The sequence below is a fragment of the Sphingobacterium bovistauri genome (genome assembly GCF_020295405.1).
Taxonomy (GTDB): Bacteria; Bacteroidota; Bacteroidia; order Sphingobacteriales; family Sphingobacteriaceae; genus Sphingobacterium; species Sphingobacterium bovistauri.
In genome coordinates this window covers 1-24,976 of the sequence record NZ_JADEYP010000003.1, presented here as the reverse complement: position 1 = coordinate 24,976, position 24,976 = coordinate 1, and the positions used below count along the sequence as shown (strand labels likewise).

Sequence of the window (24,976 nt, the reverse complement as noted above, 5' to 3'; positions counted from 1 at the left end):
CTAAAAACTAAAATGCAAGGATAATCTAAATCTATCCCTTATGGGTTCTTTAATTTCATTATATGTCATACGCACATAATATTGAACGCGCAAAACACGAAATATATTATCCAACCCGACATAACCTTCCCAATATGGATCTTTTCCCATGACATTTGTTAGGATCTTTCCCTCTGTATCCTTATCAAAATATACCACATCATTGCTCATGTATGGATTATTTTTTTGAGATAAATCCCCCCAAAACATGCGAGCTCCGAACACTTCTCGTAGTTTCAACTTCTTAATTAATGGAATTTTATTCAGCAGAAATCCGTTCAACCTATGGTCATATGCTAATTTCAAATATTGATCTGCCACAAACTCCATGGAATTAACTCGTTCATAAGAAATAGTATGACGATCCTTATTCTCTTGAATATTCGGCATTTCTAACAATGGATAAGGAAGCGTTCCCCATATCTTTCCCGCAGATATAGTCATATTTCCAAACCCCAACTGATTTAAAAAGAAACGCTTTGAGGCCGAAAATCGTAATGCATCATAGTTATAATCTCCTCCCAAAAAACCATTCAAACCTTTGTTATATTGAATATTAAATACAGGATATTTTTCGACGATGGTAGTACGATTCAAATTGCGATAATAAAATTTCTCATTAGGTGCCCACCGCAACACAAATTGCAAATCGCTAGTATTGATCGTATTCAGAAACTGTGTAGAATCAGCCGAAAGAGCAAATCTTAAATCTCCAACAGGATTACGTCTTTGCAAGGTTACTTTAGAAGACAAGCTAACATGATTTCCAAATTCTATCATGTGACCTATTCTATAGGCGTCGGTATTTAAAAATTTTGCAGGACGGTTGGACCTAAAACCTCTAAAAAAGCTATCACCTTTCAAAAAACCTATTCCTTTTCCTGGCTCAAATATATCATGCTGTACAGATGCCTCTAAATAATGTGCTGGAAAGGCAACGATGGACTTGCCATTTAATGAAACTGCCGTTCGCAAATTATATTTTAAATCCTGATCCTTAATACCATAAGCCAAATAGCCTTCCAAATAAACTTTTTCTGAGAACGCTGCAGTACTACGGCCACCTATACGAATACGGTTGCCTTCAATATTATTTTGATGATAAAGATACTCTAGAGGCCCCAACTCAAACTTACCTAGAGAATAATAACCCTGCGACAACAAATAACCCATCGCCATCATTGTACGAAAAGAAGTCAAATTGTTTAGACTATCGATATTAGTATAGGTGCTCTGTTCTGATGAAGATAATTGTATTGGTCGAAGTTCTTGTAAAGTTTTTCTTGCACTCAATCTCTTTTCAACAGGTGATCCCATAAATATACCATCGGCAGCAATATGCCTCAAATCATACTTTTGATTCACATTCATACGATGGCCAAATAATGCGTCCTTCGTGCCACGACCAAACGTAACCGTGATCGCTGATGTATCTTGCAACATCACACCAGACACATCTTTAAAATATGAAAGTTGTAGCTGTAAATCATTTACAAAACTTACGTTAACCTTTTCATCCAATCTCATCTGTGCTGATTTGACAGCATACTGTCCATCCATGGAAATGGCCAATTCACCTTTAAATAATAAATCAACTGGGTTTCTCGGCTCGAACTCTATACGAACATATATGTCCCTCTCCGTACGTAATGTATCTTTAATATAATACTTATAATACAGTTTGGCATTACTCGCTATTGGACTTAAAAATTGTTTATTGAGAAAATATATACTCTCTTCATAAATATCTATAGGCTGAAACATAAAGCCCATAAAAGATTCAATATTGGGATTATTGACATATCGAGGATCGAATTCTGTCTTTTCTTCTGCCTTGACAATTTTTTTTGTTCGTGCTGGACTTTGTTGCACATAATTATCGGAAAGTGTCTCTTGCATGAAAACACTTAGCGCCTCCTTTTCTGACACAATCGATGTATCCACATTAGAGTAAAAAAATTTTAAATCCTTGCTTTGACGCCCAAAAATATTCTTAGGATCCATTAATCCGAATTTAATCTTCTCGTAGGATTCAAAATATAAACTGTCCTTTTTCTCCAACTTATTTAGAGATCTATTTTTTATAACTAAATCAATAAGTTCTACGGCAGGATTATGGTTATTATACTTACGCTTTCGATTTACTTCTACAGCCTCTATCGCAAAATTTTTGGGGTCTAATTCGATTTGAAGATAACTTATAAAAGTATCTATCTCTACTCTTTTGTCTACAAAACCAAGTGCCGTAACTAAGATTGAACTGATAGGTTTATCTAATATCAACTCAAATGCACCCGTTTTCGTTGCTGATGCACCGGTATTATGCTCTTCAGATTTAATTGTAGCAGTAGATATAGGCTCCTTGGTCGATGCATTTACTATCCTTCCTTTGATACGTACCTGTCCTTCTACAGTCAAAACTGAAATAAGCATCAAGATCGTAGCATAAATAAATCGTATCAGATAGTAATCCGCTCTTTTCATTCGTATTGAGGTCTATCATAAAGATACAATTTGTATATAAAGTTCAAAATTATTATACTAAAAAAGCTCTTCTAAAGAAGAGCTTTACAGTAAAAATATTTATTTCTTACAATAAGGATATAATACAATTTGGATATACCCCCACTAGCACCGTAAGCAAAAGTGTAATTATAAGCACCACATTAAAACTAACGGGTACAACTAGTGTGTCCTGACCTACAGTACTTGGATAGAAATACATATGTACAACTACCCTCAAATAATAGAAAATACCTATGGCTGCATTAATAACCGCCATTACCAATAATATCACATGATAATCAGCCATCGCTCCACTAAACAACATAAATTTACCAATAAAACCCGCCGTAAGTGGAATACCAGCCAAAGACAACATCGCTACAGTAATAACCAATGCCAACAAAGGATTTGTCTTTCCTAGGCCATCAAAAGCTATAAACTGATCTGAGCCATGACTACGCTTGACCAATATCAACCCCGCAAATGCTGCAACACTAGCCAAAGAGTAAGCCAAACCGTAAACCAGAATACTAGAGTTTGCGTTTGCCCCCAAGGAAATTATAGCAAAAAGCATATAACCTGCATGTGATATACTCGAATAAGCAAGCATACGTTTGAAGCTAGTCTGCTTCATCGCTGTGATATTACCAATAAATAATGTGACAACGATGATAACCAGAAGTACTGGTGTCCAGAAATCTTGTAAAGGTGCAAATACGTAAGAGAATAACTTAATGAAGCCTGCAAAAGATGCTACCTTCACTACTGTACTCATATATGTAGTAATTAATATTGGAGCCCCGTCATACACATCAGGTGTCCAAAAATGAAATGGTGCGGCACCAATTTTAAACAAAAGACCTACCAATAACAATAAGATACCTCCGTAGAACAACGGCGAAATAGTCGTAGGATTAGACAACAAATAATTTTTTACACCTGTGATATCAAACGTACCTGTCGCTCCATAAAGCAATGTAATTCCAAACAGAAGAAATCCTGTTGAAAATGCCCCCATTAAGAAATATTTTAAAGCCGCTTCATTAGAAGAAAAATCTGACTTACGGATACCAACAAGAATGTATAAAGCCACTGACATAACCTCTATACCAACAAAAAGCATTGCAAAATTATGATAAGAACATACCATTAATGCTCCAGATAATGAGAACAGTATCAAGCAATAATACTCAGCTACATTTTTACTTATCGAACTAAAATATTCCTTAGATAACAACAGGACAAGACCTGTTATAAAAATACAAACAATAGAAAAAGCCAAAGCAAAATTATCGAACAGCACCATGCCGTTATATATAGGTGCTTCACCTGTGTTCCAAGCTGCTATTTCGAAACCTAATGCCAACAGCAGACCAAGCATAGTCACGGGTAACAATAAAGATTTTGCTTTGTATAAGCCTAAATATAAAACCAGGATTCCCAACAGAGACAGTGTAATAATCGCTCCCATAAATGATTGTGTATTTTGACTTTTTTAAAACTTTATTGATTGAATTAGTTGATTGACCGACGCTTCTGATAACTTTAATAATTCATTCGGAAAAATCCCCAATAAGATTATCAATGCCGACACAATAGAGAGTACGATAATTTCTGTACCACGGACATCATATACGTTTACATACTTTGAATCTAAGACACCCAGCATTGATTTTTGAAATAAACGCAACATGTAAACTGCACCAAAAATCAACGTAAGACCTGCAAATACGGCGTACCAAATATCAATACTATACAATGACTTTAACAATAAAAACTCACCTACAAAACCATTAGTAAGTGGCAATCCGACTGCCCCCATCATAATAATTACAAAGAAAACAGCAAGTTTTGGCATATTGTATGCTAAACCTCCTAATTCACTTAAGTTAAGTGTAGAAGTTCTAGATTTGATAATATCTAACACAAGGAATAATCCAATTACACTAATGCCGTGATTTACCATTTGTAATAAAGCCCCCTGTAACCCATCTTGATTCCATGCAAAAATACCTGCTGTAATTAACCCTACGTGAGCTATCGAAGAATAAGCAATTAGACGTTTAGCATTTTGCTGTTTGAATGCAATAATCGAGGCGTACACAATACCAATAATACAGAGTACTAATGCGACGGTTCCATATACACTTGTGCCAAAAGGAATCACTGGAATTAACCAACGAATTACACCATAAGTACCCATTTTCAACATAATACCTGCTAATAGCATTGTACCAGCGGTTGGTGCATTCGTATAAGTATCAGGTTGCCATGTATGGAATGGAAATACAGGGATTTTAATTGCGAAAGCAATAAAAAATGCCCAAAATAACCAGCGTTGAGCATTCTCCCCGATTTCTAACGCTGCAAATGAAGCCCATTCGAAGTCCTTATTTGGAGTTTGTTGTGCTAAATAAAGAATAGCAATCAACATCAATAAACTTCCGAAGAATGTATAAATAAAGAATTTCAAATTTACACGAATTCGATCGCCCTCTCCCCACAATGCACAGATGAAATAGATTGGAATCAATGCCGCTTCCCACCCTACATAGAATGTAAATGCATCCAGCGCTGTAAAAACAAGCAATAAACCAAATTGCATGAAACTTGCTAATGCATAGAAACTGTGTTTATAATCTCTTGAAAACGTGGATAAAATGATTAATGGAAATAAACCGTTGGTCAATAAGACTAAAGGCAAACTGATCCCATCAAGACCGACATGAAAGCGAATATTAAGACTTGAAATCCATTCAAATGATTGTTCAAACTGAACACTCGCATCAGGAATAAATGCACATAGGAACGGTATAGTCAATGCAACTTGAACGAGAGACAATACTAAAGCAATCCACTTCGCTGTGGAAGAAGACTTTGCAAAGGCTAACAGAATAGCACTCGCAACAGGTAGTAATAGCAGTATAAAAAGGTTATTCATTGATTATCTTCTATTTCAAATCTATTTAAACATTCAAAAGTCCGTACAGCAAAATCGCCGCAACACCTAATACCATCATAAAGATATAAAAACCCACATAGCCGCTTTGCAACTGGCGGATTCCTCTGCCTGACGCACTTACCAAATCCGCAACGCCATTCACTAAACCATCAATAACTGATTTATCAATTACTTTATACAGTACTTTTGACAAAGCATTTATCGGTTTTACAAATAGTGTATTGTATACCTCATCAATATACAATTTGTGGTAAGATAAATTATATAATGCACCTTGTTTGACACCATCTTCCTGAGGTATATCTGCTCTTTTCACATATTTATTGTAAGCCAAAATCGCCATAATAATTGCTGCGATAGCCGACGCTCCCATTAAAACATATTCTGTACTATGATCCAAATGGATTTCTGGAATACGTGAGTTAGTATGCGTAAATATTGGACTTAAAAAGTCTGCCAACCAATGTCCACCTCCTAGTGCTGCTGGTAAATTAATAAGCCCTCCAAACACTGAAAGAACAGCTAAAATTATCAATGGAATAGTCATTTGAAGTGGTGACTCGTGTAAATGATGTTTTTGCACCTCCGTTCCTCTGAATTTACCAAAGAAAGTCAAAAACAACATTCTAAACATATAAAACGCAGTAAACAATGCTCCAATAAAACCTAAGCACCACAATATTGGACTAGACTCAAATGTAAAAGCTAAGATTTCATCTTTAGAGAAAAAACCTGACAAAGGCGGAATACCTGCAATGGCGATTGTGCCTATGAGCATCGTAGCGTATGTAATAGGTAAAGCTTTTTTCAGCCCGCCCATTTTGCGCATATCTTGTTCATGATGCATAGCATGAATAACAGAACCTGCGCCTAAGAATAATAGAGCTTTGAAAAAAGCATGAGTCATGACATGAAAGAAAGCCCCTGTAAATGCACCAACTCCTAGACCTAAGAACATATAGCCCAGTTGAGACACTGTTGAATAAGCCAAAACTTTCTTAATATCGTTTTGAGTTATCGCAATAAATGCAGCAATTAGTGCTGTAGCAACACCAATACCCGCGATAATTTGCATTGTCAAAGGCGATAGGGTGAACAAAATATTCGAACGAATAATCATGTAAATTCCGGCCGTGACCATCGTAGCTGCGTGGATAAGAGCCGAAACTGGGGTTGGTCCTGCCATAGCGTCTGGCAACCAAGTAAATAAAGGAACCTGTGCAGATTTACCCGTAGCTGCTATAAATAATAATAAGGTTATTAATAATAATGTCGCATCTCCAATCGGAAATTGGGAAGCCTTATTAAATACTTCTGTATACTCCAATGTACCGAATGTTGCAAGAATTGCAAAAACAGCGATTAGAAATCCTAAATCTCCAATTCTGTTCATCACAAATGCCTTTTTAGCAGCACTTGCGTAAGAAGAGTTTTTGTACCAAAAACCAATCAACAAATAAGAACATAATCCAACACCTTCCCAACCGATAAACATGATTAAGTAATTTGAACCTAATACAAGTAATAGCATAAAGAAGATGAAAAGATTCAAATATGCAAAGAATCGTCCAAATGACTCATCCGTATGCATATATGAGTATGAGTACAGATGGATTAAAAATCCAATTCCTGTAATAATCAAAAGCATTAAGGAACTAAGAGGATCCAGCAGAAAAGAAAAACTCAAATTAAATCCACCTACAGATATCCATTCGAACAAATGAAATACTGTAGTTGCATCGTCTCCAGCACTACGAGCTTGGAGAACTTGTCCGAATAGCACACAGCTCAAAATAAATGAGCCTAATACAGTACCGCACCCAATAAGTCCAATCTCTAACTTCGAAAAATTATACTGTCCTAGTCCATTAATTATAAAACCTAATAAAGGTATCAACGGGATCAGCCAGATTAGTTCAATCATATAATTTAGGTTTTACTCTTTTACCAACGTAATTTACTCAAGGATTCAATATCTACAGATTTTGTGTTTCTATAAACCATAATAACAATCGCCAAACCTACTGCAACTTCAGCAGCAGCTAGCGCCATGACAAAAAACACAAATACCTGACCACTGGCATCTCCATAGTATGCGGAAAATGCTGCCAATAATAAGTTAACCGAATTCAGCATCAATTCTATTGACATCATAATGATAATCACATTGCGACGAATCAATACACCGATAACACCGATAGCAAAAATCACACTACAGAAAATCAAATAATGATTCAGTGGAATTCCTTGTATATTTTGAATAATAAAATCCATTATCCTTCTTTAGTTTCTTTTTTAGCTAATAATATGGCACCTACCATCGCTGTCAACAACAAGATTGATGACAACTCAAATGGCAATAAAAATTCATCGAATAATACTTTACCCAAATTCTTTACCAACCCGACATCTGTATTGCCTGTCACCAACTCACCTTGCCCTTCCAATACGCGAAATGCGCCTAAGAAAGTCGCCAACAAACACATTCCAGCAATCGCCCCAATGACCTTCACTAAAGTTGATTTCATGGGTTCGGTATCTTTATTGAGGTTAAGGAGCATGAGGACAAACAAGAATAAAACCATAATTGCCCCCATATAAACGATAAAGTTTACTACCGCCAAGAATTGGGCATTCAACAAAATGTAATGAATTGTAAACGTGAAAAACGTAATCACAAGATACAATACACTATGTACTGGATTCTTCGTGAAGATGGTCATCAACGCAAAGAAAATTGACAAAAATGCTACAAAATAAAATATCCCCATTATGCTTATTCGTTTACATTAAGTTTTGTAATATCAAATTTTGGCTCGACCAACTTATCCTTACCATAAATAAAATCCTTACGTAAATATTCAGCTGTGACATGCGAACCATCCAAATAAATGGCTTCTTTTGGACAAGCTTCCTCACACAATCCGCAAAAAATACAACGCAGCATATTAATCTCATATACAGCTGCATATTTCTCTTCACGATATAAATGCTCTTCTCCCTTTTCACGCTCTGCTGCAGTCATTGTGATAGCCTCCGCAGGACATGACAATGCACATAGACCACAAGCCGTACAACGTTCTCTTCCCTGCTCATCACGCTTTAGCGAATGCTGACCTCTAAAATTTTTTGAGTAAGGTCTGATTTCTTCGGGATATTTGATCGTAGGAATTTTCTTGAAAAAATGTCGAATTGTAATAGCCAGTCCCTTCGCAATAGCTGGTAAGTACATACGTTCCCATATGTTCATTGGCTTTTGCTCGATGACTTTTTTTCGATTAGTTAATGATTGCATATCCCGATTATTGAAAGTAAGTATCCTTAATTAATGTTATCACACCTGTCAACACAATATTGGCTATAGCCAATGGAATTAATATTTTCCATCCCAAATTCATCAATTGATCATAACGGAAACGTGGTAATGTCCAACGGATCCACATGAAGAAGAAAATGAAACCAAATATTTTTAAGAAAAAGACAAGTACGCCTATAATAGTAATCCAGTTTTCGGACAAGCCCAAGTCATACATGAACGGGAAATTGTAACCTCCAAAATACAATGTTGCCATCAGTGCCGATGACACAAACATATTGATGTATTCCGAAAACATATATAAACCTAATTTCATCGAAGAATATTCCGTATGGTACCCTCCTACTAATTCAGTTTCACATTCTGGTAAGTCAAAAGGAACACGATTACATTCTGCAAAAGCACAGGTAATGAAAATCAAAAAGCCTAAGGGTTGCACCCAAATATTCCAATTTACAAAACCGGATTGCTGTGCTACAATTTCTCCCAACTGCAACGTTCCTGTAACCATCAACAAAGCAATCAATGATAAGCCCATTCCGATTTCATAGGATATACTTTGTGAAGCGGCACGAATCGCCCCCATCAACGAGAACTTATTATTTGAAGCCCAACCACCCAACATGATTCCGTATACACCTAATGCAATTACACCAAATACATACAAAACGCCTATGTTAACGTCCGCAACTTGTAATGGAATGCTTCTTCCGTCAATGACCAAATTTTGCCCCCAAGGAATTACTGCCGAACTAATACAAGCGGTTATAATCGCAATAACAGGACCTAAAATGAATAAACTTTTATGTGCACCTGCTGGAATAATCTCTTCTTTGAAAAAGAATTTACCCCCATCACATAAGGGTTGCAAAATCCCAAAAATACCCGCTCTATCAGGACCATGTCGATCCTGCATGAAGCCTGCTATTTTGCGTTCTGCAAGTGTGGAATACATCGCTATCACCAATGTGACAGTGAATACAATCACAACAAGTATAAGTTTCTCTACTATAAAAGCAACTTCCATCGAATATTATTTTAAACGTTCTGTTCTTTGCAATTGCTCAGCATTCGCAAGTTGTAATACTTCATCTTCCTTAATTACTGGTGGAAGGTTAAATTGTTCGTAATGATTTGCACCGATTACAGATTCTTTTTCCACATCAGTCGGATGTTCCAACACCCAATCTGAAGTGTTTTTAGTATCGAAACGACAAGTATTACAAATAAAATCTTCTACTTCGCCAAATTCATCCTTACGTCCAGTAACACGTAACACCTCTTCACCTTTGTACCATAAAGTCACCTTTCCTGAACAAGTTGGACAGTCACGGTGTGCATCTACTGGTTTTGTAAACCAAACCCTATTTTTAAATCGGAAAGTTTTATCGGTCAGTGCACCTACAGGACACACATCAATCACATTACCTATGAAATCATGATCTAATGCTTTTTCGATGTGTGTTGTTATTTCAGAATGGTCACCACGATACAAAATACCATGTTCACGTTGTTCTGTCAATTGATTTGCAACATACACGCAACGATAGCACAGAATACAACGGTTCATATGCAATTGAATCTTATCGCCTAAGTCAACACGTTCAAAAGTACGACGCTCGAATTCATAACGGGTGCCTTCAGAACCATGTTCATAGCCCAAATCTTGTAGTTTACACTCACCTGCTTGATCACAAATTGGACAATCCAAAGGATGATTGATTAACAATATCTCCACCACACCTTTACGAGCTTCCACCACTTCTGGAGATGTGATATTTTGGACCTCCATGCCGTCCATTACCGTTGTACGGCAAGACGCCACAAGTTTTGGCATTGGACGAGGATCCTTCTCTGAACCTTTAGAAACTTTCACTAGACAAGTACGGCATTTCCCGCCCGAACCTTCTAGCTTAGAGTAATAACACATCGCTGGTGGCACAATATCCCCACCAATCTGACGCGCAGCATTTAATATAGTAGTTCCTGGCGCTACTTCTACAGGAATACCATCTATTGTGACTTTAAAATTTACAACTTCGTCTGCCATCGTATCTGCTTCTAAATATCTATTGAACTACAGTCGCTAAAGGATCAGCATAATGAGCCAAACCATAATTACGTGTTTGCGATTCCTGTGGATTCAACACATGCCATTCAAACTCATCGCGGAAATGTCTTATCGCCGCCGCAACAGGCCATGCTGCTGCATCTCCCAAAGGACAAATGGTATTACCTTCGATCTTACGCTGGATATCCCACAATAAGTCAATATCCTCCATAGTCCCATGACCATGTTCTATCTTGTGTAATACCTTTTCCATCCAGCCTGTACCCTCACGACAAGGTGAACATTGTCCACAGCTTTCATGGTGATAAAAACGGGCGAAATTCCAAGTATTACGTACTATACATTGATCCTCATCAAAAACTATAAAACCTCCAGATCCCAACATCGTACCCGTTTGGAATCCACCATCAGCTAGTGACTCGTACGTCATTAAGCGTGGATTACCTGTAACCGTTTTTGAAATTAAATTAGCTGGTAAAATAGGCACCGAAGATCCCCCCGCTACCAATGCTTTTAATCTCTTTCCGTTCGCAATGCCACCACAGTATTCATCTGAATAAATAAATTCTTCTACAGGCACACCCAATTCAATCTCATACACTCCAGGTTTATTAATATTTCCAGATGCTGAAATCAGTTTTGTTCCTGTACTACGCTCTATACCAATCTTAGCATATTCTTCACCACCATCATTTACAATCGGAACAATAGACGCAATAGACTCTACATTATTTACCACAGTAGGACATCCATACAAGCCCGCAATAGCCGGAAATGGTGGTTTAATACGCGGATTACCACGCTTTCCTTCCAAAGATTCCAACAAAGCTGTCTCTTCACCACAGATGTATGCTCCACCACCAGGCTGAACATATATTTCTAAATTATAGCCTGTTCCTAAAATATTATTACCTAAAAATCCGGCAGCTTTAGCTTCTTCAATCGCTTTCTCCAAAATACGGATTTGAGGCATCATCTCGCCACGAACATAGATATAAGAGGTATTCGCACCTAAAGCATAACTCGATACAATCATCCCCTCAATCAAAGCATGGGGAATATGAGTCATTAAATAACGATCCTTGAATGTTCCTGGTTCTGATTCATCTCCATTACAAACTAAATATCTAGCTACCCCCTCTGGTTTGGCCAAAAAACTCCACTTCATACCAGTAGGAAACCCTGCACCACCACGACCGCGTAAACCTGATTTCTTAACCTCTTCGACAACATCATCAGGAGACATCGTTTTCAAAGCTTTTTCTACAGCACGGTAACCTCCTTTTTGACGATATACGTCAAAGGTCTCGATTCCAGGCTCATTGATATGCTCTAATAATAATTTACGTCCCATAGTGATTATGCCTCTTTAGCTTTATTACGTAATGTATCAATCAATTGATCAACACTATCTTCAGTTAAATTCTCATAAAAAGTATATTCTGGGCCAATTTGCAAAACTGGACCATAGCCACAAGCAGCCAAACACTCTACTCCTCTCCAAGAAAATAAACCATCAGCTGATACTTCCCCTTCTTTAACACCCAAACGTTGTTCGATATGCTTCATAATCTTCTCTGCCCCAACTAAGCAACATGGCCCCGTTCGACACACCTCCAATGCATACTTGCCTTGCGGTTTTAAAAAATACATGGTATAAAATGTGGCTACCTCATACACCTCAATCGGTTTAATCTGTAAAAAGTTAGCTATTTTGTCCATAGCATCTGTACTCAGCCATCCAAATTCTGCTTGCACCTCATGAAGAATGGGCAACAAAGCAGACTTTTGCTTACCTACAGGATAACGACTAACAATCTCGGCACATTTTACCAAGAGCGTTGCAGAAAATTCTACCGGAAGGTTCTCTTGTACACTAAGCATCTAATTCTCCCGCTATTACGTTTAAACTACTCATATTTAAAATTGCATCCGACAGCAACATTCCTGCACTCATCGGTGCAAACATTTGATAATTTACAAAAGAAGGTCTTCTGAAATGAAGTCTATATGGTGTACGACCACCATCATGAATTAAATAAAATCCTAATTCTCCATTTGCACCTTCTACAGCATGATAAACTTCAGACTGCGGTGTTTCCCATTCCCCCATCACAATTTTGAAATGGTATATTAATGCCTCCATATTGTTATAGACTTGCTCTTTAGGAGGTAAATAAAATTCGGGAACATCAGCATGAAATACACCTGCAGGTTCTTTAGCAATTTTATCCAATGCCTGTCTAATAATCTTTAGAGATTCGTACATTTCTGCATTACGCACCATGAATCGATCATACACATCACCATTTGTACCTACCGGAACTTCAAAATCAAATTCTTCATACGAACAATAAGGTGACACAACGCGCACATCATAATCTACACCAGTAGCTCTCAAAATGGGACCTGACCAGCTATAGTCCAACGCTTCCTCCGGGGTAACACCTGCAACACCCGCTGTACGCTCTATAAATATTCTATTGCGAACGAATAATTCCTCAAACTCTTTCAATACAGGAGGATATCGTTCTAAAAACTCTTCGATCTTTTGGAAAGCAACTTCATTGAAATCACGTTCAAAACCACCAATTCGACCAATATTTGTTGTCAACCGCGCACCACAGATTTCTTCATAAATTTCGTAGATGAATTCACGTTCTTGCATAACGTATAAAAATCCCGAAAACGCACCCGTATCTACCCCCAAAATACCATTACATATAATATGATCAGCAATACGTGCCAATTCCATCACAATTACACGCATATACTGCACACGCTTGGGAATCTCAATTCCTAATAACTTTTCCACCGTCATGTGCCACCCAATATTATTTATTGGCGAAGAGCAGTAGTTCAAACGATCTGTTAACGGTGTAATTTGGTAAAAAGGACGATGTTCTGCTATTTTTTCAAAAGCACGGTGAATATAGCCTATTGTTGACACCCCACTCACGATACGCTCACCATCGATCTGCACTACATTTTGAAACACACCATGTGTTGCTGGGTGCGTAGGACCGATATTAAGGGTAATTAATTCGTCTTGTGGATCGTTGTCTTCGAAGACAGGTCTATTGGGTGTTATTTTGGTTATCGGGCTGCTCATCTAAGTAAATTCAATTATCGGCCAAAATAAAAATCTTTCTTATCTACTCTATTTGGATCTTCCAAAGGATGTTCTTTTCGCATTGGAAAAACATCTAACTCATCCATATTCAATATGCGACGCAAATCAGGATGACCCTCGAAATTTATTCCATAAAAATCATACGTCTCTCTTTCCATCCAGTTTGCTCCCTTCCAAATATTTGTAACAGTAGAAATAGTAGGATTACTACCATCTAAAAATACCTTTATTCGAATACGTATATTTTGAAACAAATTATGAAGATGATAAACTACTGCAAATTCTTTATCTTGCTTTGGATAATGTACCGCAGTAATATCAGTCAAATAATTGAAACGTAATGATTCTTCATCCTTAAGATAAATCAACAATTCAGTTATCCTTGATGAAATCGTTGACACAGTCAATAGATCGTATGGTTCACCCAAAATCTCAATATCTTGACCAAACTTTCCAGTCAAATTATCTACAATAAATTGATTAGTTAACTTATCCATTACTCGTCGCTATTCCATATTTCTCCAACAATGCTTTGTATTCTGGCGTATTACGTCTATTTAAAGACTCATTCTTTACAATTTCTTGTAATTTCAATACACCATCCAAAATTGCTTCTGGTCTAGGTGGACAACCAGGAACGTAGACATCCACAGGTATAATTTCATCGATTCCCTGCAGTACTGAGTATGTATCAAAAATACCTCCACTTGATGCACAAGCCCCCACTGCAATGACCCATCTAGGTTCGGCCATTTGTATATAAACTTGTTTAAGTACGGGCGCCATTTTCTTAGCGATAGTACCCATTACCAAAAGCATATCAGCTTGACGAGGTGAAAAACTTGGTCTTTCCGCACCAAACCTTGCCAAATCATAAGTAGATCCCATCGTAGCCATAAACTCAATACCGCAGCATGAGGTGGCAAATGGCAATGGCCAAAGTGAATTAGCACGTGCTAATCCAATTGCTTTATCTAACGTAGTGGCAAAAAATCCAGCTCCTTCCACTCCTGGAGGCGCCTCGGACAAGGTGACGTTGCTCATAATAAAGTATTCTTTCCTCAGTTTATATAGGTCTCAATTTAATATTTTTATTCCTTAAATTGATAAACGGAATGTTATTTAGAACAGTTCTAATCCCAGTCTAATGCTTTTTTCTTAATTACATAGATAAAGCCCAACAATAGCAATCCCATGAAAATAAACATCTCAATCAAGCCCTCAAATCCAAACTCCCTGAAGTTAACTGCCCATGGGTACATAAAGATGACTTCGACATCGAATATTACAAAAAGGATAGCCACAAGAAAATATTTAATGGAGAATGGTTGTCTAGCATTACCGATTACTTCTACCCCCGATTCAAATGCAGTTAGCTTATTTTCAGTACGTACTTTTGGTCCTATTAGATGTGTTCCAATAATTGTTGTAATACCAAAACCAGCTGCCACAAAAAGTTGAATTAATATCGGTAAATAGTCAATTGGAAGATTTTGAGCTTGCATATTTTCCATAATATAATTTAGTTTATCAGTTGTGGAACAAATATATAACTTTTATCAAAAAATAAAAGGGGAAACTGAAATCAGTTTCCCCTTTTAATAAAGTATTTATAGTTACTCAATTAGATTACATCTTTCAATGCTTCTAAATATTGTGTCGCAACCTCATCAGTTGGAGTTAAAGCAACCGCCTTTTTAAACAATTCTGCAGCAGCTTTATAATCTTCTTTTAAGATATAAGAATAACCTACAACATTATACACGTCAGTTAATTTTACTATCTCATCTTCTGTCAACTGTGCACCTGCAGATTGCTTGTCTGTTAAAAATTTAGCCAAATTATTAAAATCAGCAATATACAAACCTTTATGCAATTCAGGTTTTTCAGGATCAATTACATCTAACCCATAGTTGCTATACCCTTTGATGTACATAGCATTAACTTTGTAGTCTGCAGCAGCTGAATCTGTTGAATTAATAACAACATCCAAAGCTTTAATAGCGTCATTGAATTCTTTAGTAGCGTCTTCACCAGCCTCTTTTTTCTTATTACCAGCACGGAAACTTGCATCACCAACTAAGAAGTTTGCTTCATAATACCATGGCTTATCTTTTTGCTGAGCAGGTACATTAAAAATTGCAGCTGCAGCCTCGAAGTTTTGAGCATTGAATGCATTTCTTCCGTAACCATCAACTTCATTTATCAATTCAGCATTCATCTCTAATGCCTTACCTAAATAGTTAAGACCTTTAGCTTTGTCACCTGCTTCAATGTTTGCAAATCCACCAAATAAGTAATCAAATTCGATCAAACGATTTTCTTCTGCTCCAGCAAACAATTTATCGAAATAGCCTACAGCTTTAGCAGCATCTTTATCTTGGTTAATAGATATTAAACCTAAATAACGATACACTTTAGCATCCACACCTGGTACATTTTCCAATTGAAGTGCTACAGTTTTTAACTCATCGTATTTTTGACCAAACACCAAGAAGTCAGCGTAACGCACTAATGCATCAGATGATTTATCACCTGTCACCTCTAGGTATTTTTTATAACTACCTACAGCTTTAGCTACTTGAGCTTCGTATGCAGCCTTTTGCTCATCTGTATTATCTGGCAGACGTTTAGCGATTTGTAATTCTGTCTCCGCAATTTCACGATAAACAGGACCATAAGTCGGGTATTCAGTCGCTATTGAATTGTATGACTCCAATGCAGCGTCAAATGCAAATGCACGACGAGTGATTAACGCTTGTTGAACTTTAGCTTTTACCAAATTTGGATCAATATTCAACGCATCACGGTAGCTAATGTATGATTGACTATTTTCTCCCAATCCTAAATACGCATCACCTAATGATACGGGAACTAAAGCATCTTTAGGGTTTTTCGATTTCGCTTGAGATAAATAATCTACAGCTTTTGCATAATCCGGCTTTGGCGCCTCAACATAAGCTTTTCCTATATAATATAATGGCAAATAATCTTTTTTACCTAATGCCGAAGCCGCTTGTGTGAATTTCTGTTCTGCAGATGACGCATTGTTCTTTTCTAAATCAACAATACCTAAACCAACAGTATTCAAAGCCTCTTTAGGAGCATTTGTCAAACCATTATTAAATGCCAAAGCTGCTGAATCCAATTTATCATTAACTAGATAAACTTGACCTAAATAAAAATAATTCAGTCCATCCTTTGGTTTCTTTGTTACCAAATTCTGTAAGATGCCTTTAGCTTTATCGTATTGCTCTGCATCAATAGCTGCTTGTGCGTCTTTTAAACTTTGAGCACTAGCAGTGCTTACAACAGCTCCTGCCGCTAATAAACTCAAAAACAATTTGCTTTTTGTTATCATTATATTTATGTTTCTTAGTTATTTTACTAATTTATGTTATCTCTAATTATAATTTCTCTTCCTGGCATTATAGCAGGCAATAAACCTGATTTTAATACAATTCGTTGCCCTCTATCTCCTGTCATAAAAGCTGAAAACCCCATCCCCAATCCTAAGTTCGGTTGGTAATTTAACACTTTTAACTCTCTTTTTAAGGGATATTCCCCGGTAGAAAGAGATGCCTGCGAAGGCTTAACATATTTTGGTGAACCCAAAGTATCATTCAGCACGCTCAAGATACGAATTTTATCCTTTTTTAAAAAGCTTCTTTCCAAAGATAAATATTGATTAAAACTTAGTAATCCAATTTTACCATTCCCTTCTGCTACCGTAGACAAAACACCCTCAGCGTCATTAGCTACTTCCAAATATGTATTAGCTATTTTTTGAAGCTTACCATATTCTCTAAAATATCTAACCAAACTTGAATTCGGATTGTCTATAACCAATTTCGTATTGCGGATATTAGTACCGCTCATTAAATCGATAATGTCTTGACTCTTTATTGTTGAATCAACATCCAAACTACCTATCAATACTACAGCATCATAAGCGAACGAATAAATTCGTGGCGTAATAGATCGTTGTTCAAACGATTTACGCTCCTCCGATGTCAATTCTCGCGATAATATGATCATGGCTGCGTCTCCTTTAATTAAATCATTAACGGCTTGGACTTCTGGCTTGCCTACTAAATCAATCTTCGCATTATAATACGAGCTTTCAAAGACCTCCTTTTGTTCTAAAGCTATCGGCATTAACGTTTCATCTACCAAAACCGATATATTGCCTGATAAAATGTCATCCTTCTTATTTTCATCTCTTGAATTGTTACTACAAGAAATGAAAAAAATAAAAGCTGTTAACATATATACTATTCTATAGAACAAATTCATTACCAATATGATTAACTTTTGAAAAAAAGGATTAATCCTTAACATTTTTTAACGTATAAAATTATTTTGCCACAATCTAGCAAAACGCATAAAAGAATATACAATGAGTAATATTCCAAACATATTCTTATATGTTTTGTCAATTTCAATTGGAAAATCTTTCCAAAAGATTATTAGGAGCCCTACAATGAAATAAAAGAAAAACATGCATAGGCCTAAAATAGACAGAAATCGCTTTGTTGGCGATTTCTGTCTAAATTTATTGGTATTCATTTCTGAATTATTCATTACATATTTGATAAATCCAAACGAATAGGAAGTGAATACGCAACACGTACCGGTCTACCATTTTGAATACCTGGACTCCACTTCTTCGCTCTTTTCAAAACGTTAATAGCTGCTTGTCCTGTACCATATGATAAATCACGCGCTACTTTAATGTCTGTCAATGAACCATCTTTCTCTACAACGAAAGTAACTTGTACTGTTCCTTTCACACCAGCATCAATTGCTGACTGAGGGTATTGATAGTTATCTCCGATCCATTTACGGAACGCATTTAGACCACCTGGTGGCTCTGGTTGAATTTCCACGGATTGGAAAATCTCTTCACCTGTACCTGTACCACCTTCAACGCCTTTCGTACTACCAGTTGCAGCACCAGCTACATCTTTTGTACCCCATTTACCTTCAGTAGTGATACTTCCGCCTTTCATACCTTTCATCGCCACTGGACCGATGAGTTTTTTCTTATCAGTAGCTTCCTCTACTGTTGCTACTTCTTCCGTCACAGCCTTTTCTTTAGGAACTGGCTTAATCTCTGGAAGAGCTACAACATCTAAAGCGGGCTTAGATTCTGCAATCTTTGGTGCTTCTTCTTGTACAGGCGGCTTTTCCTCTTCAGGTAATTCTTCAGCCAAATCCTCTAGCGTAACTTCTTCAGTAAATGCTACTTCTTCCTTAGGACCTTCTTCACTTTTGAAAAGGTCTAAATTCAAAGCTTTTGGTAAACTGAATACGGTCACCACAGCTACTACAATAGCTAGTGCAGTATTAGTTGCTTTTGGACCCATCTTACGTAGCTCATAAGCACCGTAAGCTTTATTCCTGTTCTCGAAGACAACATCAAGCCACTCACTTTTAAATATATTTAATTTTCCAAACATATTATTATTAGTTTATGAGAACCTATACAACAACTAATCGTTGTACAAATTTTCTTTTTTCAATAGCTCAATTTCTTCGTTCATGATACGGTTAGATATCATATAACGCTTAATGTCTACAATCTTCATTTCATCCAACGCATCAATAATGTTGCGTGTAACTGATTTTTCACTAGGACGAATTACAACGATAATGTCTTTGCCGCCAGCTTGTTGTGGAACAAGTTTTTGCATTCTCATTAATACTGCACGCAATCCTTCTGCGCTATAATCAATCACTGCAGGAGCTTGAAGTGGATTCTTAACATCTCCTTGATACCACACCAGCTTATCATCTGATCCTAAAACCAATGTTACACTACGATGCTCATCTACGTCTACATCAGTATCTTTATCTGTTTCAACGTTTTTGTCTGGCATCGCTACGTCCATAGCTTGGGGCTTATTCAAGGATGTTGTCAACATAAAGAATGTAATCAATAAGAACGCCAAATCCACCATGGCTGTAAGATCTACCTTACCCCCATTTTTCTTGGCTCTTACCTTTCCACCTTTACCCTTTTTACCGGAGTCTTGATTTAATTCTGCCATTTAAATATTATTATTAATCAGCTTTAAGGCCAGTAACGAAACTGAACTTATTTTGTTTCTGATTACGTAATGTCTCAATTATTAAATTCAAACTTGGAAATTTCTCATCCGCATCAGATTTGATTGCTACAGTCATTAGTTCAATATCGTCTGGATCTTTACCATCCTCTAATGCCTTATCTTTCAAAATCGTAGCTGAAGCTATACGAGCCTGCTTAACCCATGAAAACAACTCATTTGAAGTAGTCTGCGTTGAGTCAACAGGAATTCCACTTTGTCTTTCTGCCGTTCTTTCTGATTGATCTGCTGCCAACAATGTCTTCATTGTCTTCATGTTTACACCAAAATCCTCAAGATTTTTGAACTTACCGTACTCTTCTGGAGTGAATTCTACACCGTAAATGCTAGCCATTTGTTGCAATGTCTGTACACGTACATTAGGATCACTCATACTGAAGAATACTTTACCTTCATCTCCTACTGTAATTACAGCCAAATTACCATCAGGCAATTTTGCTTGTGAATATGAAGGCGCTGTATCAACCGTCAGGGTTTCAGGAGTCCTAGCAGTTGCTGTAAGAACGAAGAATGTAAGAAGCAAGAAAGACACGTCACACATCGCCGTCATGTCGATCGATGTACTGGCTCTTTTTACTTTTGCTTTACCCATTTCTTTACCTTTTATATATTAACAACTCTATGTCTTAATCTAATGATGCTTTATTATTTCATTTTCCATAAAAAAAATTGAAATAATTTTTAAAACATCTTACTTGTGGTTAGCAGCGTACGTTTGTACGATTGAGAAACCAGCCTCGTCGATAGAATAAGTTAATTTGTCAATTTTTGCAGTTAAGATATTGTAGAATACAATTGCAAAAGTAGAACATGCGATACCTGTAGCCGTATTGATAAGGGCCTCAGAGATACCGTTTGCTAATTTAGCTGAATCTGGAGCACCACCTGTTGCTAATGCAGAGAAGGCCTTGATCATACCTGTTACTGTACCTAATAGACCTGTTAATGTACCGATAGAAACTAATGTAGCTAATACGTTTAAGTTTTTCTCTAACATTGGCATTTCTAATGCTGTAGTCTCTTCGATTTCTTTTTGGATAGCTAAAGCTGATTTTTCAGCGTCTAATCCTGGATTAGCTTCAACGTCTTTATATTTCAATAAACCTGCTTTGATTACGTTAGCTACAGAACCTTTTTGTTTGTCACACTCAGCGATAGCTGAATCAATGTTTCCAGTTTTTAATAATGATTGTACCTTTCTAACGAAATTACCTACATTTCCTGTACCTGAAGCTTTACCAATAACGATAAAACGCTCAATTGAGAAAACAAATACCATCAAAAATAAACCGATAAGAACTGGTACGATCACACCAGCATGGTAAACCATACCACCATAGTTACCTGGAAGAGGTTGGTTTTCAGGATTTCCATCGACAAAATTTGAAGGATTTCCCATCACATATTGCCAGATTAAATAACCAACTATGAAACAAATAACGATTGCTAAACTCGCAAATAAATTACCTGAATTGCCGCTTTCTTGCTGTGCTGGGCTAGTAGTTTTTGGTGCGTTTGCCATTTTTACTAAGTTTTAGATTTTTACTGTTGTTTAATTATTATGTTTAATTCTATTAAAATAATGCAAATTATTGACATCATTCTGACTATTGTCAAAACAAATATACTATTTTGATATAAAATTCAAATTTTTTCAACCCGTTTTTTATTATTCTTTTATGGACTACGATAAGAACGATCAGCGCGGTAATCCTATCCTCATGCGTGATTAAAAACCCAAATCCATCTACTGAATATTATGCAATAAAAACCATTTTTTTTTGCATATCCAAATTAATAAATAGTTAACACCAAAAAATAAGTAACCAAACACTCACTTTGAATTTTAACACCTTACGCTTCGGACAAACAACCGGACTTTGTAACATTCTTTATATAAACGACTTAAGAACGACAATATTGTTATCCCCCAACAAGTTTTACTTGATAGTCAAGACTTTTCAATAATTCAAATATCTTTTGTTTAAAGTCACCTTGTATCAGTATTTCGCCTTCTTTGGCACTTCCACCTACCCCACATTTTTGTTTTAATATTTTTGCTAGATCTTGTAAATCGTCATCTGTACATATAAAACCTGAAATTAAAGTAACTACTTTTCCTTTTCTAGACTTTTTATCCAGCTCAACACGAAGTTTTTGTTGCTTAGCGGGTAAGCTCTCTATTATTTCAGTATTATCAGATTCATACTCAAAAGTTGAATCTGTCGAATATACTATACCTTCAAACCTTTGTTTCTTTTGCTTAGCCATTGTATTTTATTCTTAACAAATTATTTTTAATGAACGTGGCTTTACACATATATTCAAATCACCAACCATAGTAATTGGCTCTCCATCGACATGCAATGGGCCATCTTCCTTACGTTTTATTTTAATATCCCTTCCTGGAATAATTTCAACATATTCAGATTGATCAGCCGATCTATTAAATAAATGAAAAACCATCATGGGTAACGTATACATTGGGAACTTATGCACAATACATACATCCAAGACCCCGTCAGTAACAGACGCATTTGGCGCTATATAGGCATTGTTTCCATACTGCGGAGAGTTTGCTACGGAGATCATAAAAGCCTCTCTTTCATACGATACACCATCTATTACCAACTCATATCGACAAGGCTTATAATTACTTATGACATTAATGGCCGAACGAAGATAACCGATTGGACCTCTGACAGAATCATTTGCAAACCTATCCGATACAGAGGCGTCAAATCCCATTCCTGCAATATTAAAGAAAGGCTTATCATTAATGAGGCCGCAATCCACGTCAACAGTTTCAAAACGATTCAGCCTATTAATTGCTGATGTTTCGTTCATAGGTATACCCAAATACAAGGCTAAACCATTACCAGAACCTTCTGGAATAATTCCCATGGGGATATTAGTCCCCAGAAGAGCTGATCCCAACTCATTAATTGTCCCGTCACCACCAACTGCTACCACGGCATCATAGCCTTCCTTGATTGCCATTTGACCTAATTCATACGCATGATTAGGACCAGATGTATGTTGAAATGTTGGCTTGAACTTTCCCATATCCAAGACTTCCAAAACTTTCTTATTAAAGGCTGTCTTTTTCTTCCCCCCCGAAATAGGATTAATTACAAAAAGTATCTTCTTCTGTTCTTCCATATCAATATTCAACACAGTAAATATAAACCAATTTAATAACGTACAAAAATTAATAATATAGGATTCATTTATTGTGATAATAATAAAAGAGTTGTAACTTTGCGACCAAATAAAAATGTGGACTGATTTGCATTTTACAAATCTGAAGTAAAAAGGGAGATTGCAACCACGAAAAAAAAGTGCTAAAAACCATTCTACTATTCGTTTTTCACTTCTATCTTTTCGATAGCACCTCCATTTTATTAGTGTTTTAAAACAAAAAATAAATATGGCATACTTATTTACATCCGAATCTGTATCGGAAGGCCATCCTGACAAAATTGCCGATCAAATTTCAGATGCTCTAATTGACAATTTCTTAGCTTGGGACGAAGATGCCCGCGTAGCGATAGAAACATTGGTAACAACAGGACAAGTTGTATTAGCAGGAGAGGTAAAATCAAAAATATATCTTGATGTTCAGAAAATCACACGTTCTGTAATCGAAAAAATAGGCTACACAAAGTCCGAATATATGTTTGAAGCAAACTCATGCGGCGTATTATCCGCTATCCATGAGCAATCAGCAGACATTAACCAAGGTGTTGACCGCACTACGAGACAAGACCAAGGCGCTGGAGACCAAGGGATCATGTTCGGATATGCAAGTAACGAAACTGAGAACTATATGCCATTGGCATTAGACTTATCTCATCGTTTATTATACGAATTGGCTAATTTGAGACGTGAAAACGATGCAATCACATATTTGCGTCCAGATGCGAAATCACAAGTCACGCTAGAATATAGTGATGACCATAAGCCTCAACGTATTGATACTATTGTCATTTCAACACAACATGATGATTTTGACACGGAAGCAACTATGCTAGCGAAGATCACAGAAGACATCAAAAACATCTTGATACCGCGTGTAAAGGCACAACTGAAGCCTGAACTTCAAGCTTTATTTACAGACAATATCAAATTCCATATAAACCCTACTGGAAAGTTTGTAATTGGAGGTCCTCACGGTGACACGGGGCTTACTGGTCGAAAAATTATCGTGGATACATATGGTGGCAAAGGCGCGCACGGCGGTGGTGCCTTCTCGGGTAAAGATCCATCAAAAGTAGATAGATCTGCAGCATATGCAACTCGTCATATTGCGAAAAATCTAGTTGCAGCTGGCGTTGCTGATGAAATATTAGTACAAATATCTTATGCTATTGGCGTTAAAGACCCAATGGGAATTTACGTGAACACCTACGGAACAAGCAAAATAAGTGCAACCGACGGGGAAATAGCGAACAAAATATCTGAAGTATTCGATATGACGCCTTATGGCATCGAGACTCGCTTAGGTTTACGCAATCCTATATACTCAGAGACAGCCGCGTATGGCCACATGGGTAGAACAAATAAGACTGTAACTAAGACTTTTGAAAATTCAAACGGAGAATCTAAAACTATAGAAGTAGATTTATTTACTTGGGAAAAGTTAGATTACGTTGATAAAATTAAAGAAGCTTTTAATATTTAAGCATAAAAGAGGCTGTCTAAAAAGGTCTGTTAATTAAAGAGCCCCGTCATTAAAAAATAATGGCGGGGCTTATGTTTTTTGTCCTCAATTTTTTGTAAATTGAGGTGCACCCAAAAAACGATATGAAAGTACAAT

General features: G+C 36.7%; 24 protein-coding genes. 1 reads left to right on the top strand and 23 read right to left on the bottom strand.

The window, feature by feature from the left end:
* The 23 genes from IPZ78_RS02325 to IPZ78_RS02215 form a co-directional block, all read right to left on the bottom strand.
* Nucleotides 1–2,523 (bottom strand): DUF5686 family protein, encoded by a 2,523-nt coding sequence (locus IPZ78_RS02325; protein ID WP_225551321.1) that lies wholly within the window; start codon nucleotides 2,521–2,523, stop codon nucleotides 1–3.
* A gap of 106 nt (nucleotides 2,524–2,629) precedes the next feature.
* Complete coding sequence (locus IPZ78_RS02320) at nucleotides 2,630–4,015, bottom strand: NADH-quinone oxidoreductase subunit N (RefSeq protein WP_225551320.1); 1,386 nt, start codon at nucleotides 4,013–4,015, stop codon at nucleotides 2,630–2,632.
* Nucleotides 4,016–4,039: 24 nt separating this feature from the next.
* On the bottom strand, nucleotides 4,040–5,485 hold the full coding sequence (locus IPZ78_RS02315) for a complex I subunit 4 family protein (protein WP_225551319.1): 1,446 nt from the start codon (nucleotides 5,483–5,485) through the stop codon (nucleotides 4,040–4,042).
* Between the two features lie 25 nt (nucleotides 5,486–5,510).
* Complete coding sequence (nuoL, locus tag IPZ78_RS02310; protein ID WP_225551318.1) at nucleotides 5,511–7,430, bottom strand: NADH-quinone oxidoreductase subunit L; 1,920 nt, start codon at nucleotides 7,428–7,430, stop codon at nucleotides 5,511–5,513.
* A 20-nt stretch (nucleotides 7,431–7,450) separates the two neighbouring features.
* Nucleotides 7,451–7,780, bottom strand: coding sequence for an NADH-quinone oxidoreductase subunit NuoK (nuoK, locus tag IPZ78_RS02305; protein ID WP_225551317.1), 330 nt, complete (start codon nucleotides 7,778–7,780; stop codon nucleotides 7,451–7,453).
* Entirely contained in the window at nucleotides 7,780–8,277 is a 498-nt protein-coding gene (locus IPZ78_RS02300; RefSeq protein WP_225551316.1) for an NADH-quinone oxidoreductase subunit J family protein, read from the bottom strand. Before IPZ78_RS02300 ends, nuoK begins: the two co-directional genes overlap by 1 nt.
* A 5-nt stretch (nucleotides 8,278–8,282) precedes the next feature.
* A complete protein-coding gene (locus IPZ78_RS02295; protein ID WP_225551315.1) occupies nucleotides 8,283–8,801 on the bottom strand; it encodes a NuoI/complex I 23 kDa subunit family protein in 519 nt (172 codons plus the stop codon).
* A 7-nt stretch (nucleotides 8,802–8,808) separates the two neighbouring features.
* The gene (gene nuoH, locus IPZ78_RS02290) at nucleotides 8,809–9,849 is read right to left on the bottom strand and encodes an NADH-quinone oxidoreductase subunit NuoH (RefSeq protein WP_225551314.1); all 1,041 of its coding nucleotides are present in this window, start codon (nucleotides 9,847–9,849) and stop codon (nucleotides 8,809–8,811) included.
* Between the two features lie 6 nt (nucleotides 9,850–9,855).
* Nucleotides 9,856–10,872, bottom strand: coding sequence for a 2Fe-2S iron-sulfur cluster-binding protein (locus IPZ78_RS02285; protein WP_225551313.1), 1,017 nt, complete (start codon nucleotides 10,870–10,872; stop codon nucleotides 9,856–9,858).
* A gap of 19 nt (nucleotides 10,873–10,891) precedes the next feature.
* Nucleotides 10,892–12,247 carry an NADH-quinone oxidoreductase subunit NuoF gene (nuoF, locus tag IPZ78_RS02280; RefSeq protein ID WP_225551312.1) on the bottom strand — a complete coding sequence of 452 codons (1,356 nt, stop codon included), beginning with the start codon at nucleotides 12,245–12,247 and terminating at the stop codon, nucleotides 10,892–10,894.
* A 5-nt stretch (nucleotides 12,248–12,252) separates the two neighbouring features.
* Nucleotides 12,253–12,777 carry an NADH-quinone oxidoreductase subunit NuoE family protein gene (locus IPZ78_RS02275; protein ID WP_225551311.1) on the bottom strand — a complete coding sequence of 175 codons (525 nt, stop codon included), beginning with the start codon at nucleotides 12,775–12,777 and terminating at the stop codon, nucleotides 12,253–12,255.
* Entirely contained in the window at nucleotides 12,770–14,005 is a 1,236-nt protein-coding gene (locus tag IPZ78_RS02270) for an NADH-quinone oxidoreductase subunit D (protein WP_225551310.1), read from the bottom strand. The genes IPZ78_RS02275 and IPZ78_RS02270 overlap by 8 nt, the downstream gene beginning before the upstream one ends.
* Before the next feature lie 14 nt (nucleotides 14,006–14,019).
* Nucleotides 14,020–14,523 (bottom strand): NADH-quinone oxidoreductase subunit C, encoded by a 504-nt coding sequence (locus IPZ78_RS02265; RefSeq protein ID WP_225551309.1) that lies wholly within the window; start codon nucleotides 14,521–14,523, stop codon nucleotides 14,020–14,022.
* On the bottom strand, nucleotides 14,516–15,070 hold the full coding sequence (locus IPZ78_RS02260) for an NADH-quinone oxidoreductase subunit B (RefSeq protein WP_225551308.1): 555 nt from the start codon (nucleotides 15,068–15,070) through the stop codon (nucleotides 14,516–14,518). The genes IPZ78_RS02265 and IPZ78_RS02260 overlap by 8 nt, the downstream gene beginning before the upstream one ends.
* 89 nt (nucleotides 15,071–15,159) lie before the next feature.
* Nucleotides 15,160–15,531 carry an NADH-quinone oxidoreductase subunit A gene (locus tag IPZ78_RS02255; protein ID WP_225551476.1) on the bottom strand — a complete coding sequence of 124 codons (372 nt, stop codon included), beginning with the start codon at nucleotides 15,529–15,531 and terminating at the stop codon, nucleotides 15,160–15,162.
* A 119-nt stretch (nucleotides 15,532–15,650) separates the two neighbouring features.
* Complete coding sequence (locus IPZ78_RS02250; protein WP_225551307.1) at nucleotides 15,651–17,387, bottom strand: tetratricopeptide repeat protein; 1,737 nt, start codon at nucleotides 17,385–17,387, stop codon at nucleotides 15,651–15,653.
* A gap of 26 nt (nucleotides 17,388–17,413) precedes the next feature.
* Nucleotides 17,414–18,295, bottom strand: coding sequence for a PstS family phosphate ABC transporter substrate-binding protein (locus IPZ78_RS02245; protein ID WP_225551306.1), 882 nt, complete (start codon nucleotides 18,293–18,295; stop codon nucleotides 17,414–17,416).
* Between the two features lie 314 nt (nucleotides 18,296–18,609).
* Nucleotides 18,610–19,488 carry an energy transducer TonB gene (locus IPZ78_RS02240; protein WP_225551305.1) on the bottom strand — a complete coding sequence of 293 codons (879 nt, stop codon included), beginning with the start codon at nucleotides 19,486–19,488 and terminating at the stop codon, nucleotides 18,610–18,612.
* 33 nt (nucleotides 19,489–19,521) lie between these two features.
* Entirely contained in the window at nucleotides 19,522–20,079 is a 558-nt protein-coding gene (locus IPZ78_RS02235) for an ExbD/TolR family protein (RefSeq protein WP_225551304.1), read from the bottom strand.
* A 13-nt stretch (nucleotides 20,080–20,092) separates the two neighbouring features.
* Entirely contained in the window at nucleotides 20,093–20,749 is a 657-nt protein-coding gene (locus IPZ78_RS02230; RefSeq protein WP_225551303.1) for an ExbD/TolR family protein, read from the bottom strand.
* A 99-nt stretch (nucleotides 20,750–20,848) separates the two neighbouring features.
* Nucleotides 20,849–21,679 carry a MotA/TolQ/ExbB proton channel family protein gene (locus tag IPZ78_RS02225; RefSeq protein WP_225551302.1) on the bottom strand — a complete coding sequence of 277 codons (831 nt, stop codon included), beginning with the start codon at nucleotides 21,677–21,679 and terminating at the stop codon, nucleotides 20,849–20,851.
* Between the two features lie 401 nt (nucleotides 21,680–22,080).
* The gene (locus tag IPZ78_RS02220) at nucleotides 22,081–22,428 is read right to left on the bottom strand and encodes a translation initiation factor (protein WP_225551301.1); all 348 of its coding nucleotides are present in this window, start codon (nucleotides 22,426–22,428) and stop codon (nucleotides 22,081–22,083) included.
* A gap of 12 nt (nucleotides 22,429–22,440) precedes the next feature.
* Nucleotides 22,441–23,319 carry a diacylglycerol/lipid kinase family protein gene (locus IPZ78_RS02215; protein ID WP_225551300.1) on the bottom strand — a complete coding sequence of 293 codons (879 nt, stop codon included), beginning with the start codon at nucleotides 23,317–23,319 and terminating at the stop codon, nucleotides 22,441–22,443.
* Between the two features lie 268 nt (nucleotides 23,320–23,587).
* Here IPZ78_RS02215 and metK point away from each other — a divergent pair, with 268 nt between their 5' ends.
* Nucleotides 23,588–24,841 carry a methionine adenosyltransferase gene (gene metK, locus IPZ78_RS02210; RefSeq protein ID WP_225551299.1) on the top strand — a complete coding sequence of 418 codons (1,254 nt, stop codon included), beginning with the start codon at nucleotides 23,588–23,590 and terminating at the stop codon, nucleotides 24,839–24,841.
* Nucleotides 24,842–24,976: the final 135 nt, after the last annotated feature.

Coding starts and splice junctions, on each gene's coding strand:
- IPZ78_RS02270 (WP_225551310.1), bottom strand. CDS start 14,005: ATGAGCAGCCCGATAACCAAAATAACACCCAATAGACCTGTCTTCGAA.
- IPZ78_RS02260 (WP_225551308.1), bottom strand. CDS start 15,070: ATGAGCAACGTCACCTTGTCCGAGGCGCCTCCAGGAGTGGAAGGAGCT.
- IPZ78_RS02235 (WP_225551304.1), bottom strand. CDS start 20,079: ATGGCAGAATTAAATCAAGACTCCGGTAAAAAGGGTAAAGGTGGAAAG.
- IPZ78_RS02295 (WP_225551315.1), bottom strand. CDS start 8,801: ATGCAATCATTAACTAATCGAAAAAAAGTCATCGAGCAAAAGCCAATG.
- IPZ78_RS02240 (WP_225551305.1), bottom strand. CDS start 19,488: ATGTTTGGAAAATTAAATATATTTAAAAGTGAGTGGCTTGATGTTGTC.
- IPZ78_RS02320 (WP_225551320.1), bottom strand. CDS start 4,015: ATGGGAGCGATTATTACACTGTCTCTGTTGGGAATCCTGGTTTTATAT.
- IPZ78_RS02300 (WP_225551316.1), bottom strand. CDS start 8,277: ATGGGGATATTTTATTTTGTAGCATTTTTGTCAATTTTCTTTGCGTTG.
- IPZ78_RS02265 (WP_225551309.1), bottom strand. CDS start 14,523: ATGGATAAGTTAACTAATCAATTTATTGTAGATAATTTGACTGGAAAG.
- IPZ78_RS02315 (WP_225551319.1), bottom strand. CDS start 5,485: ATGAATAACCTTTTTATACTGCTATTACTACCTGTTGCGAGTGCTATT.
- IPZ78_RS02325 (WP_225551321.1), bottom strand. CDS start 2,523: ATGAAAAGAGCGGATTACTATCTGATACGATTTATTTATGCTACGATC.
- IPZ78_RS02285 (WP_225551313.1), bottom strand. CDS start 10,872: ATGGCAGACGAAGTTGTAAATTTTAAAGTCACAATAGATGGTATTCCT.
- IPZ78_RS02255 (WP_225551476.1), bottom strand. CDS start 15,531: ATGCAAGCTCAAAATCTTCCAATTGACTATTTACCGATATTAATTCAA.
- IPZ78_RS02225 (WP_225551302.1), bottom strand. CDS start 21,679: ATGGCAAACGCACCAAAAACTACTAGCCCAGCACAGCAAGAAAGCGGC.
- nuoF (WP_225551312.1), bottom strand. CDS start 12,247: ATGGGACGTAAATTATTATTAGAGCATATCAATGAGCCTGGAATCGAG.
- metK (WP_225551299.1), top strand. CDS start 23,588: ATGGCATACTTATTTACATCCGAATCTGTATCGGAAGGCCATCCTGAC.
- IPZ78_RS02230 (WP_225551303.1), bottom strand. CDS start 20,749: ATGGGTAAAGCAAAAGTAAAAAGAGCCAGTACATCGATCGACATGACG.
- IPZ78_RS02250 (WP_225551307.1), bottom strand. CDS start 17,387: ATGATAACAAAAAGCAAATTGTTTTTGAGTTTATTAGCGGCAGGAGCT.
- nuoL (WP_225551318.1), bottom strand. CDS start 7,430: ATGATTGAACTAATCTGGCTGATCCCGTTGATACCTTTATTAGGTTTT.
- IPZ78_RS02275 (WP_225551311.1), bottom strand. CDS start 12,777: ATGCTTAGTGTACAAGAGAACCTTCCGGTAGAATTTTCTGCAACGCTC.
- IPZ78_RS02220 (WP_225551301.1), bottom strand. CDS start 22,428: ATGGCTAAGCAAAAGAAACAAAGGTTTGAAGGTATAGTATATTCGACA.
- nuoK (WP_225551317.1), bottom strand. CDS start 7,780: ATGGATTTTATTATTCAAAATATACAAGGAATTCCACTGAATCATTAT.
- IPZ78_RS02215 (WP_225551300.1), bottom strand. CDS start 23,319: ATGGAAGAACAGAAGAAGATACTTTTTGTAATTAATCCTATTTCGGGG.
- IPZ78_RS02245 (WP_225551306.1), bottom strand. CDS start 18,295: ATGTTAACAGCTTTTATTTTTTTCATTTCTTGTAGTAACAATTCAAGA.
- nuoH (WP_225551314.1), bottom strand. CDS start 9,849: ATGGAAGTTGCTTTTATAGTAGAGAAACTTATACTTGTTGTGATTGTA.